The 10,637-nt window shown below is 43.0% G+C and carries 13 protein-coding genes; 7 read left to right on the forward strand and 6 right to left on the reverse strand.

The annotated features are described in order from the left end of the window. The coding region (locus AB4407_RS08185) for a beta-ketoacyl synthase chain length factor (protein ID WP_372120162.1) at positions 1 to 664 on the reverse strand (664 nt) is incomplete at its 3' end. Between the two features lie 71 nt (positions 665 to 735). Between AB4407_RS08185 and AB4407_RS08190 the strand changes: the two genes are divergently transcribed. Genes AB4407_RS08190 through AB4407_RS08200 form a run of 3 tightly spaced genes read left to right on the forward strand, consistent with a single transcriptional unit; the run spans position 736 to position 3,494 of the window. Further along, positions 736 to 1,125, forward strand: coding sequence for a hypothetical protein (locus tag AB4407_RS08190; RefSeq protein ID WP_372120164.1), 390 nt, complete (start codon positions 736 to 738; stop codon positions 1,123 to 1,125). Positions 1,126 to 1,154: 29 nt separating this feature from the next. Next, positions 1,155 to 2,228, forward strand: coding sequence for a methyltransferase (locus tag AB4407_RS08195; RefSeq protein WP_269337344.1), 1,074 nt, complete (start codon positions 1,155 to 1,157; stop codon positions 2,226 to 2,228). Between the two features lie 24 nt (positions 2,229 to 2,252). Continuing rightward, complete coding sequence (locus tag AB4407_RS08200; RefSeq protein WP_372120166.1) at positions 2,253 to 3,494, forward strand: NAD(P)/FAD-dependent oxidoreductase; 1,242 nt, start codon at positions 2,253 to 2,255, stop codon at positions 3,492 to 3,494. A gap of 140 nt (positions 3,495 to 3,634) precedes the next feature. Here AB4407_RS08200 and AB4407_RS08205 read toward each other — a convergent pair whose 3' ends face one another. Both AB4407_RS08205 and AB4407_RS08210 read right to left on the reverse strand, forming a co-directional pair. Continuing rightward, a complete protein-coding gene (locus tag AB4407_RS08205; RefSeq protein WP_086048929.1) occupies positions 3,635 to 4,141 on the reverse strand; it encodes a Fe3+-citrate ABC transporter substrate-binding protein in 507 nt (168 codons plus the stop codon). A gap of 139 nt (positions 4,142 to 4,280) precedes the next feature. Continuing rightward, positions 4,281 to 5,414, reverse strand: coding sequence for a flagellar assembly protein FlgT (locus AB4407_RS08210; protein WP_372120168.1), 1,134 nt, complete (start codon positions 5,412 to 5,414; stop codon positions 4,281 to 4,283). A gap of 192 nt (positions 5,415 to 5,606) precedes the next feature. Between AB4407_RS08210 and AB4407_RS08215 the strand changes: the two genes are divergently transcribed. After that, complete coding sequence (locus AB4407_RS08215; protein ID WP_372120170.1) at positions 5,607 to 6,242, forward strand: FlgO family outer membrane protein; 636 nt, start codon at positions 5,607 to 5,609, stop codon at positions 6,240 to 6,242. A gap of 9 nt (positions 6,243 to 6,251) precedes the next feature. Continuing rightward, positions 6,252 to 6,683 carry a flagellar assembly lipoprotein FlgP gene (gene flgP, locus AB4407_RS08220; RefSeq protein WP_372120172.1) on the forward strand — a complete coding sequence of 144 codons (432 nt, stop codon included), beginning with the start codon at positions 6,252 to 6,254 and terminating at the stop codon, positions 6,681 to 6,683. Between the two features lie 300 nt (positions 6,684 to 6,983). Here flgP and AB4407_RS08225 read toward each other — a convergent pair whose 3' ends face one another. The 3 genes from AB4407_RS08225 to flgA all read right to left on the reverse strand — a co-directional run bounded on the left by AB4407_RS08225 (position 6,984) and on the right by flgA (position 8,718). Continuing rightward, complete coding sequence (locus AB4407_RS08225) at positions 6,984 to 7,409, reverse strand: flagella synthesis protein FlgN (protein ID WP_372120174.1); 426 nt, start codon at positions 7,407 to 7,409, stop codon at positions 6,984 to 6,986. Between the two features lie 66 nt (positions 7,410 to 7,475). Next, positions 7,476 to 7,793: a flagellar biosynthesis anti-sigma factor FlgM gene (gene flgM / locus AB4407_RS08230; RefSeq protein ID WP_139685295.1), complete on the reverse strand. Its 318-nt coding sequence runs from the start codon at positions 7,791 to 7,793 to the stop codon at positions 7,476 to 7,478. Between the two features lie 178 nt (positions 7,794 to 7,971). Next, a complete protein-coding gene (gene flgA, locus AB4407_RS08235; protein WP_372120176.1) occupies positions 7,972 to 8,718 on the reverse strand; it encodes a flagellar basal body P-ring formation chaperone FlgA in 747 nt (248 codons plus the stop codon). Positions 8,719 to 8,794: 76 nt separating this feature from the next. Here flgA and AB4407_RS08240 point away from each other — a divergent pair, with 76 nt between their 5' ends. Both AB4407_RS08240 and AB4407_RS08245 read left to right on the forward strand, forming a co-directional pair. Next, positions 8,795 to 9,721 (forward strand): chemotaxis protein CheV, encoded by a 927-nt coding sequence (locus AB4407_RS08240; RefSeq protein WP_009848577.1) that lies wholly within the window; start codon positions 8,795 to 8,797, stop codon positions 9,719 to 9,721. Between the two features lie 11 nt (positions 9,722 to 9,732). Next, the gene (locus AB4407_RS08245) at positions 9,733 to 10,560 is read left to right on the forward strand and encodes a protein-glutamate O-methyltransferase (RefSeq protein WP_372120178.1); all 828 of its coding nucleotides are present in this window, start codon (positions 9,733 to 9,735) and stop codon (positions 10,558 to 10,560) included. Positions 10,561 to 10,637 lie beyond the last annotated feature (77 nt).

Consider the following 10,637-nt stretch of genomic DNA (forward strand, 5'->3'; position numbering starts at 1 on the left):
TTGGTTTGCTAACGATTGGTCTGCTAGCGATTGGTCTGCTAGCGATTGGTTTACTTGTTACTGCTCTCGAAACCGAGTAGTCACTGCCTGCTGTGAGTACTAAACCTAGAGCGTAGTCAGCATAGTGCTGATTTTTGTATTCTCGATATACATCAGGCAGAGGTTGGTCGAAGTCAATGACGAGTACACGATGTGACGGATACTGATGTAGGTAAAGATAAGCTTCAATCAGTGCGTTATGAAAAGTATCTTGCCCTGCGGCGATTGATGTCAGTGGAATTGGTGCTTTCGCGGCAATGGTGGTTAGGCCTGCTGCGGTATTATGTACCGACTGTGAGAACGCCATTGGCGAGGCATCGTCACCTTCGAGTATCGACTGAATCAATGTGGCAGTTCGGTGTAGCTCACCATGTCGGCTGGCAAAAACCAGATAATCAATCGCGGTGTCTTTTAATAGCGTTAACGCGGTTTGGACGGCAAGCTTACTTTGCAGGCTCATGCGGCGGCGCATCATCGGCGGGATAGCTTTAAATTCAGTTGAGCCATTTGGTGGCCAATCTAAATGAGTGCTCCACGTTTGCCACTCGGCAACGGAACAGAGGCCTGGCGAATTTGCTGACCATTCTTCAATATTAAACGACATTAATTGGGATTGATTTGACATAGAGTATTGATTTACTTTGGGTCTAACTAATACTATGCATGCTTATAAATAAACACGGGTGAGGAGTTTAAATGAAATCACTAAAAATAGCCGTTTCAATGTTATTTATACTCGTTCTTTCAGGCTGTGGACGTGTCCAACCTGTAATGAGTATTGAGGATACTCCAGTTGCTTTGAATCTTCAAAGTAAACAGGTGAAATCTGCGATTTATGAGTCTGCTGAAAACCGAGGCTGGTTGGTATCAGAAATCAAGCCTGGCCTAATCCGTGCTGAACTGTATGTCCGTTCACATCATGCTGTGGTTGATATTCCATATAATGATAAGTTTTACTCTATTCTTTACGTCGAATCAGAGAATTTGAAGTACGACGATGGTGAAATACATCGTAATTACAACCGTTGGGTTAATAACTTGAACGTTGATATTAAACGCAAGCTTGCACAAATGGCTGCTATGTAGCTCTCTATTATTTTAAAGTTAGGTTTTTCGTGTCGGAATATAAATTAGATCCATTTAACGCATTAGAAGCAAAAACAGAAGCGCAAAAATTGTCTTTTGCTCCTATTGTTTTTCATACAGCTCGTACACTTCGTGATTTAGGTATTTTGAAAGCGTTAGATGACGCGGGCAATGATGGTTTACCCGCTGAAACCATTTCTCAAGCAACGGGTGTATCCGAATACGGTGTCAAAGTTCTGCTTGATATGGCGTTGAGTGCTCATATCGTTACTTGGGATAAGCCCCATTATAAAATGGCTAACCTAGGTTTTTATCTATTGCACGATGGCATGACCAACGCAAATATGGATTTCACGGCAGATGTCTGTTATGCCGCGATGATGCATTTAACCGAAGCAATAGAAGAAGGCACACCCGCGGGCCTGAAAGAGCTGGGTGATTGGGAAACGATTTACCAAGGTTTGTCTCAATTACCAGAAAAAGCAAAAGAGAGCTGGTTTAAGTTTGATCATTTCTACTCAGATCGTTCATTCCCTGTGTTGCTTGAGAAAGTTTTCAGTAAGAAGCCTAAATCGCTGGTGGATATTGGCGGTAATACAGGTAAGTGGGCAATGCAATGTTGTAACTACGACTCTGATGTCGAGGTGACGATTGTCGATTTGCCGCAGCAACTAGAAATGGCAATGGCAAATGCAACACAGCACGGTCATCAAGACCGAGTGACGCCATTCCCCGCTAACATGCTTGATAAACAACAAGCGCTGCCGACAGGTGCGGACGTGTGGTGGATGAGTCAGTTCCTTGATTGCTTCTCGCCAATGGAAATTCTTAGCATATTAAAGCGTGTTCGCTCTCATATGTCAGAAGACGCGACTGTTTATATCCTTGAACTGTTTTGGGATGCACAGAAATACGATGCGGCTTCTTATAGCTTAAACGCGACTTCTCTTTACTTCACTTGCTTGGCTAACGGTAACAGCCGTTTTTACCGCAGTGAAGACTTCTTAGAGATAGTGGAAGAGGCTGGATTCGACGTGGTGACTCGTACCGACGATATCGGTCTTGGCCATACGCTTCTTGAGCTGAAAGCTAGTGCGAAATAATCATGGCAAACATGGCTTAAATTAATGAAAAAACTGTCAACTCAAGTTGTGATCATCGGAGCTGGACCGTCAGGGTCTATTGCTGCGTCTTTGCTTCACAAAAAAGGCATTGATGTTCGAGTGATTGAAAAGAGCCTTTTCCCCCGCTTTTCTATTGGTGAAAGCCTGTTACCAGCGTGCATGGAAGTGATCGAACAAGCGGGCATGAGCGAAGCTGTTGCTAATGCTAACTTTCAATTTAAAGATGGTGCGGCTTTTCGTAAAAATGGTGTTTATACGGCGTTTAATTTTGAAGATAAGTTCTCTTCTGGGCCGGGAACGACGTTTCAGGTTCAAAGAGGCTCGTTTGATAAAGTATTGGCAGACAGTGCTGAAGCGCAGGGTGTTACCATTGATTACCAACATGAACTGGTAGGCATTAACTTCGCTGAAGATCGTACGATATTAGATGTACAAGTACAGGGTGGAGAGCGTTATCAGTTAGAGGCACAGTACGTCCTGGATGGTAGTGGTTTTGGTCGAGTGTTACCCAAGATGCTCGATTTAGAAGAGCCATCACGTCTTCCTCCGCGCAAAGCCATTTTTACGCATATTAACGATCATATCTCAGCAACAGATAATGACCTTGAATACGATCGCAGTAAAATTTTGGTCTCGGTACATCCCACCAACCCTGACGTATGGTACTGGTTGATTCCCTTCAGTAACGGAGTCTCTTCATTCGGTGTGGTAGGGGAGCCTAAATTCTTTGAATCATACCCAGAAGACAAGATTGCGGCGATTAAGCAGCTGGCAACAGAAGAGTCGGGCTTGGCTGAGATTTTGGCAAATGCGGAGTATCCAAATCCCGCAGGCGAAATCGGTGGCTATTCTGTCAACGTTAAACACCTTGCAACCGATAGGTATGCATTACTGGGTAATGCGGGGGAATTTCTTGACCCTGTGTTTTCATCGGGAGTGACTATTGCGATGAAGTCGGCTCAGTTTGTGGTTGAGTGTGTGGAAAAACAACTCAATGGCGAGAAAGTCAACTGGGATCGTGAATACGCTGAACCATTGATGATTGGGGTAAATACTTTTAGAACGTATGTTGAAGGGTGGTACTCGGGGGCTCTTCAGGATGTGATTTTCTATCAAGAACCAAACCCGAAGATAAAGCAAATGGTATGTTCGATTTTGGCGGGCTACGCATGGGATCAAAGCAACCCTTATGTAAACGAGTCAAAACGTCGATTGAAGACGCTGGCAGAGATATGCCGAAGCTAGATGGTCTATTTAGTATGTAATAGCATGCTAAATGGTCACTATAGTTAGCCATAAATCAAAACAGCCGCAATGCGGCTGTTTTTGTATCTGGTCAATACGGCAAGCTGATTCTTCGCTAATTCGCTTTACTGAGGTTGATACTACTTCAGGTCGATGCTGTTTAGTCGTCCCATAAAGATAAGCAGCTCAATCACATCTTTGTGAGCTTCAAGCAGCGCTCGTTTGGTTTGGCTGTAGGCTGCGAGTCTGCCGTGTTTTCGTATAGAGCATACTTTTGTTCTGTATTTGTAATCACCATTCTCAGAGAAAACACGCCATTTCGCTATGTAGCACTCGTCGCGATGTTCAGGGTCACTCTGCGTTGGATTAGGTTTAAATACAATTTTAGGCTCTAAACTATGAGGCAGACGTGTCATGAGATAGGGCTCTTTGAGGACCTTTGGCCAAAACTTGCCCCAAAGCTGTCTACCCAGCTCATCTCTTAATTTGATGGTTTTCTTGAGTGCTTTCTCTTCCCCCATACGAACAAAGCCAACTGAACGATGTAATACCGTATCGTCGGGTGTATGAATATGGATCTTAAAAGCGGTCTTACCTTTCGAGATAAAGCGGTAACCGGTAGCACCAATTAGATTATTCTGGCTCATAGTTTGCTAAATGATGATTATGTTATTAATAAGATTACGACAAATACCGCGAAACCGAAACTAATCCTCATGAAAAAAATAAAGCCTTAGTACTTTTGCTAAGGCTTTATTAGAAAATATGAGTTGATGGTGCTGCTAACTACATGATTTTCTGCATCACATCACCAATTTGAATGCTTCCAGCCAGGCTTGGCTGATCGATCGTAAGTTCTGCCTCGTTTTCATAAACGCGAGAAACGGTCAGTGTGATATCGCTTTGAGAGACCTTATTGCGTGGTAAGCCTCTTTGGTCGATAAATGAACCCGTGTGCCAGAGTTGAAGTTTGTCACCTTGCTGAACGCCGTGTATTCGGCCTAAATCAATGGTCACCATTTTCCCAAATACAGCAGCAACTTCAGGAAGCGTGATTTTACAAGATACTTCCGATTCTAAATCCAACATAATATTACGACTGACACGAAGCATCATACTGCCATAGGTAGATGCCCAGAAACGAGCACTGCGGGTATCGATTTCACTGGTCTTGGCAAATGGCCATTTTGCCACTTCACGATAGCTACGGTTGTAGACCTGATGTCCTGTTTTACCATCGAAGACTTGCATCTCTAACGCAAATTGGCGGTTGATAATGTCATCTTTCAAAAGCTTAGATTCGATGGTCGCGGTTAAGTCGGTGATATCACCGCCGATGATGTATTGTGCGCCCGTATCTTGCGCGATCATCTTGATCACTTCAGGTCGGCGCTTGTCGATGTCGTAATTGGTTGTACCAACAGAGACAAAACTGCGAGATTCTTGCGCCAGTTGTCGGTTAACGACATGGCCAAAATCATCACCAATGTTATAGATTCGGCCCATCACAGCTTGTTGTGGAGAGCTCACATCAATATTACCGACCAAAAACGTCTTTTTATATTGGCTCTCATGGCAAGCACTTGCCGAAGGATAGATGTCAATCTTTGCTGTGACCATTATATTGCCACTGCGTTTCTTCTCATTTTCTACCAAGATGTAGCGCACTTCATGATTGGTAAATTGAAATTCTTTCTTTTTTGCATCTAGGTAAGGGGTGAGGTTTGCAATGCTGCCGATGTCAGCGCCAGAGAACTGTATGGCTTTGTAGACGGCATCTTCTAGGGCATGAACCCTTGCCGCATCCTCTGACGATACGATGGTTGCAGTACCGGTAACTTCATACCAAGAGGCATGAGTACTGAAGCTGATGGTTGTCAGTAAACTTATTGAAAATAAGTAATAAATTATTTTTTTCATCTATTCGTTACCAGTTGGGTATAAATATTGCTTAACAAATATCTATAAGCTTAAAGCTGACTTAAGTGCGTTTTTCATAATCTGAACCATTAATGAATAGCAAAGATTGTTCCAACATTGTAATCCATTGAAAAGATTAATGGCGAGAACATATTGGAACAACAAGCACTAAAACTATCTGGAGATAAGAGAATGAAAAAATGGCTCGTAGTAATGAGTGTCATGTTAATGACATCATGCGCTTATTCGCCAATCTATAATGGTAAGTCTGAGTATTCGGGCAGTCCGTTTATGTTGATGGACAGCCCGCGTCATACCATGGATTTTTTTGTTGAAAGCATGACCGAAGATTTGATCGTGTCGAATACGAGTATTTCAGCTAGAACACCCATTGCTATTACCTCGTTTGTAGACCTGCAGCACATGGACACAACCAGCTGGTTAGGTAACTCAGTATCAGAAGGTTTCATTCATCAGTTTCAGCGTCGAGGCTTTAAAGTGGTTGATTTTAAAACCACGGGTTCTATCCAAGTCACTCACCAAGGTGATTTTGCGTTAAGCCGTGATTGGAAAGACTTAGCTCAAGAGCAAGACGTTCAATACGTGCTGACGGGCACTATGCTTCGTCAAGAAGGCGGTGTTTTAGTGAATGCTCGTGTGGTTGGAATGCAAACACGTATTGTGGTGGCTTCTGCACAAGGCTTCTTACCAGCCGACCGCATTGGTCGTGATTTAGATACTCTGAACAGTATCCGAACTCAAGATGGGGTTATCATTCGTTCTGATCCAACGATCAGTCAGCCTCATACTGTTATTCTTCGCCCTTAGGAGTTCGTGATGAAGAAGTTAATATTTGTTGTTGCCGCTTTATTGCTTGTTGGCTGTCAGCCATTGCAGAGCATGAGACCTGATGATTTCTTAGTGGCTGTTGGCTACGCGAGTATCAGTGAACAAAAAGGTCGTAACGACGAAGAGAGACGCATCCGTGCGATGAGAGCCTCTAAGATCGATGCTTATCGAGAATTGGCTGAACAGGTTTACGGCATGCGAGTAAGCGGTCGTGCTGAGCTTGAAGATCAACGTCTTGGTACTGAGAGAACTTCAGGCGCGGTTGATGGTGTTATCCGTGGTGCAGAAGTGGTGCGTAGTTATCCTGTTGGCGACAGTTATGTGACTGAACTGCGGTTAGATATCCGAAAAATGGAACAACTGCGTAATTATGGCGAAGTTCAGCCTGTGCCTGAGAAGAGACAGCAAACACTGTTCTAATTGAAGGCTCGCCTAGTTATAGGATAATGCAGTGAAATTGGTTGTCACCCGCTTTCCAGATGGCGTGTCGGTAACCAATAAGTGTTATGAATGAAAAAGCGGCAAGTATGAAAATACTTGCCGCTTTTTTGTAATTCATTGTGGATTAGCAGGTACATTCGCTGACCGAGTAGGAGTCTTGAAAGGTGTAATGAGAGGAGTAGGCTGGGGTACAGATACAGATACAGATACAGATACAGATACAGATACAGATACAGATACAGATATAGATACAGATATGAAGCGGTAAGGTTTACCTAGTTAGGCTTTAACGTTGGTTCCTAGTGTCGAAATGGTATGCGTTTGACCACCGGCATTGTAGGTCATGCCAATTTTGCCGTGGCTTTGCTGCATCATATTGCTGAGTTTTTTGAAGCTAAGGTGTGCTCGATTCAAGGCTTCGCCATTTACCAGGTTAGCTTGATGGCAATCGTGCACTATGGACTTGATGGTTGAGACTAACTGAGCCAGTTCAGGATTCTCGGTCAGTTCAGATATATTAGTATGGGCAGCGATTCGTTGATCGGTTGATCTTAGTTGTTCAACAAGAACCACTTTCTCTTTGGCTATTCGCTCAATATCACTTGATTGTCGGCTTGTAATAGCGATTTTCTCTGAACTCAATAATTCAGATAAGGCTTTGGCATTTTGAAGTTGGAAATTAACTAAATCTGCTAGTACCGCCATAATGTAAACCTACTAATAACCTCGTGTACTTTAAGACAATAACTTTATTTAAAAGTTAATGTTTGCTTAAAGACCTTTTAATTCGTTTTCAAATTTCATCATGTTGTCGGCCAACTTTTCTGGGTCAACAGTGTATGAACCATTTGCGATCGCTTCTTTTATTGCTGCGACTTTCACGGAATCGAAGCTTGGTTGTGCTGCCATCTCTTGATGGAGTTGACCAATCGCCTTGCCTTGTTGGCTTAATGAAACCGCATCTTTGCTTGCTGGTGATTTAGATGATACATCCGAACTTGATGTATCAGACCTAGAATCAGAGCGCACTGCTGAACGGTTAGTGCTCGCTAGGGTTTGCCCTGAACGAATATTATCAATACCTGCCATAGTTAAGCCTTTTTCTTCAAAATGGGAACCTGTACAGTCAATATCGACCATAGGTTCGAATACTTTAGCAATTTTTAGCTCATTAGTCGAAAAGGAAGCAAAAGCCTCGACAGTTATATTCGGTGTTAGAGTTGAGAATAAAAAGCGCTAACGATACCGTCACTTTAGAAGTGAAGTGTTAAAAGTAAACCGTGACTTCAGACATGCTGGTAACAATTCCTTCGATTATACGCTGTGATTTATCATTTTTCACCCTAACTTGATCACCCATTGAGCCATCGGTAAGTGCAGTACCTTTGGTGGTAATGGTCATGCCACCTTTTACGGCTTGTATGATAACCTTCTCATTTCGGCATACGACACAAATATCGCCTCTTTCGACAACATCACCGGGCCTTAAGTTCTTTTTTACTTTAGCACCGACGACTTGTTGTGGAGCGGTAAAACCTTGGCGACGAAATTTGTTGAGAGAAATCATCGCGGTCGTGACATCGTATTGACCGATGATTTCGCCTCTTGCCAGTGAACGAGTCGTTGTGACAAGTGGTACTGACATTGAAAGGCGCACCGGCACGTACACACGCCATTCATCAGGAACGCAACGAACTAGAACAGTAATGCTGCTACGGGTGTTGGTTGTTGTCGAGGAGCTTGTCTCAAGGGGAACAGGGCAATCTGTGGCTTTGATTCTAGAGTCAATATTAGCTGAATTAACAAAAAGTTCACCGCCTCGCGGTTGCTCGACCGAATCAAGAATGTGTTGCTCAGCCGCTGATTGAATCATGTCAATTTGTTCCGGCGTTGCCGCATGTACAAAAAAACTAAACAATATTGTTAAAATGCCGATAAACTTAGCGACAGTTTTAAAAATAGTTCTACACATAGCTATGGAAAAAAGGTATATGTTTGCTTTATGATATGTCATTTTATTTCTCTAGTGGTTCGTAGCCTGCAGTAGATTAACACTTTCTATCCAAAAAGTTTGATATGGAGATGAGCTCATGACGGGTATTCTTGATTCAGTGAATCAGCGTACGCAACTCGTCGGTCAAAACCGATTAGAATTACTAACCTTTCGCCTAATGGGGCGTCAGCGTTACGGTATTAATGTATTTAAAGTGAAAGAGGTTTTACAATGCCCTCGTCTGACTTTAATGCCAAATTTACATCATCTCGTAAAAGGTGTGGCTCATATTCGTGGTCAGACAGTTTCTGTCATTGATTTGAGCCTAGCGGTAGGCGGGCGCCCAACGTCAGATATCGATAAGTGCTTTGTCGTGATTGCTGAATTTAACCGTACTATCCAAGCATTCCTTGTAAGCTCTGTAGATAGAATTGTTAATATGCACTGGGAAGCTATTCTTCCGCCACCAGATGGTTCAGGTAAAGATAATTACCTAACAGCGGTTACTAATATTGACAATGAACTTGTGGAAATATTAGACGTTGAAAAAATCTTGGCTGAGATTTCTCCAGTTGATGAAACAATGGATAGCAGAATCGCAGAAGAAATTGCAGAAGTTGAACAAGAGAAAGAATTGGTTCGCCGAATCTTGATTGCTGATGACTCGACGGTTGCTCGTAAGCAGGTTCAACGTGCTATCGAATCAATTGGTTTCGAGGTCATTGCTGTTAAAGATGGTAAAGAAGCCTATGAAACTCTAATGAAAATGGCATCGGAAGGCAGTATCTACGATCAAATTTCATTGGTGATCTCAGATATCGAAATGCCAGAAATGGATGGATACACGCTGACTGCTGAGATTCGTCGTCACGCAGAACTAAAAGATTTATATGTAATTTTGCACTCATCATTGAGTGGTGTATTTAACCAAGCCATGGTTGAGCGTGTAGGGGCTAACTCCTTTATTGCGAAATTCAATCCTGATGAGCTTGGTGGCGCGGTTAAAGCTGCGTTAACTAACTAAAAGAGACATTAATGACTGCTATAACAATAAGTGATCAAGAGTATCGCGATTTCAGCCGTTTCTTAGAATCTCAATGTGGCATTGTATTAGGTGACAGTAAGCAGTATTTGGTGCGCAGTCGTTTAAGCCCATTAGTCACGAAGTTTAATGTAGCTTCATTATCTGATTTGCTAAGAGATGTAGTGACAGGTCGAAACCGTGAGTTGAGAGTGGCGGCAGTGGATGCTATGACGACTAACGAGACACTTTGGTTCCGAGATGCTTATCCATTTGCTGTACTAGCGGATAAACTTCTACCGGAAATAGCGGCAAATAAACGTCCTATCAAGATTTGGTCTGCGGCAAGCTCTTCAGGCCAAGAACCATACTCAATGGCTATGACGATACTTGAGACCCAAGCACGTAAGCCGGGTATGTTGCCAAATGTATCGATTACCGCTACTGACATTTCAGCAAGTATGTTGGACATGTGCCGCACTGGCGCTTATGACAACCTTGCCTTAGGCCGAGGGCTTTCTCCTGAACGTCGCCGTACCTTCTTTGAAGACGCTGGCGATGGTCGTATGAAAGTGAAAGACAACGTTAAGCGAATGGTAAACTTTCGCCCTCAGAACTTGATGGAGAGTTATGCACTTTTAGGCAAGTTCGACATCATTTTTTGTCGTAACGTGTTGATTTATTTCTCACCGGATATGAAGTCAAAAGTTCTTAACCAGATGGCAAATAGCCTGAATCCTGGTGGTTACCTGTTATTGGGTGCGTCTGAATCTTTAACCGGTTTAACGGATCGTTTTGAAATGGTTCGCTGTAATCCAGGCATCATCTACAAATTAAAGTAATTAGTGTCGCCATTTTAAGGTGTAACATTACTGTCTAAATTTGAAACCCAGCCAAGTGCTGTAATGCCGATCAGTTA

It is taken from the genome of Vibrio sp. 10N.261.46.E11 (assembly GCF_041472735.1).
Classification (GTDB): domain Bacteria; phylum Pseudomonadota; class Gammaproteobacteria; order Enterobacterales; family Vibrionaceae; genus Vibrio.

Excerpts from the sequence above, each read along its gene's own strand:
- AB4407_RS08190 (WP_372120164.1), top strand. The coding sequence starts at position 736 with ATGAAATCACTAAAAATAGCCGTTTCAATGTTATTTATACTCGTTCTT.
- AB4407_RS08200 (WP_372120166.1), top strand. The coding sequence starts at position 2,253 with ATGAAAAAACTGTCAACTCAAGTTGTGATCATCGGAGCTGGACCGTCA.
- AB4407_RS08205 (WP_086048929.1), bottom strand. The coding sequence starts at position 4,141 with ATGAGCCAGAATAATCTAATTGGTGCTACCGGTTACCGCTTTATCTCG.
- AB4407_RS08210 (WP_372120168.1), bottom strand. The coding sequence starts at position 5,414 with ATGAAAAAAATAATTTATTACTTATTTTCAATAAGTTTACTGACAACC.
- AB4407_RS08215 (WP_372120170.1), top strand. The coding sequence starts at position 5,607 with ATGAAAAAATGGCTCGTAGTAATGAGTGTCATGTTAATGACATCATGC.
- flgP (WP_372120172.1), top strand. The coding sequence starts at position 6,252 with ATGAAGAAGTTAATATTTGTTGTTGCCGCTTTATTGCTTGTTGGCTGT.
- AB4407_RS08225 (WP_372120174.1), bottom strand. The coding sequence starts at position 7,409 with ATGGCGGTACTAGCAGATTTAGTTAATTTCCAACTTCAAAATGCCAAA.
- flgM (WP_139685295.1), bottom strand. The coding sequence starts at position 7,793 with ATGGCAGGTATTGATAATATTCGTTCAGGGCAAACCCTAGCGAGCACT.
- flgA (WP_372120176.1), bottom strand. The coding sequence starts at position 8,718 with ATGACATATCATAAAGCAAACATATACCTTTTTTCCATAGCTATGTGT.
- AB4407_RS08240 (WP_009848577.1), top strand. The coding sequence starts at position 8,795 with ATGACGGGTATTCTTGATTCAGTGAATCAGCGTACGCAACTCGTCGGT.
- AB4407_RS08245 (WP_372120178.1), top strand. The coding sequence starts at position 9,733 with ATGACTGCTATAACAATAAGTGATCAAGAGTATCGCGATTTCAGCCGT.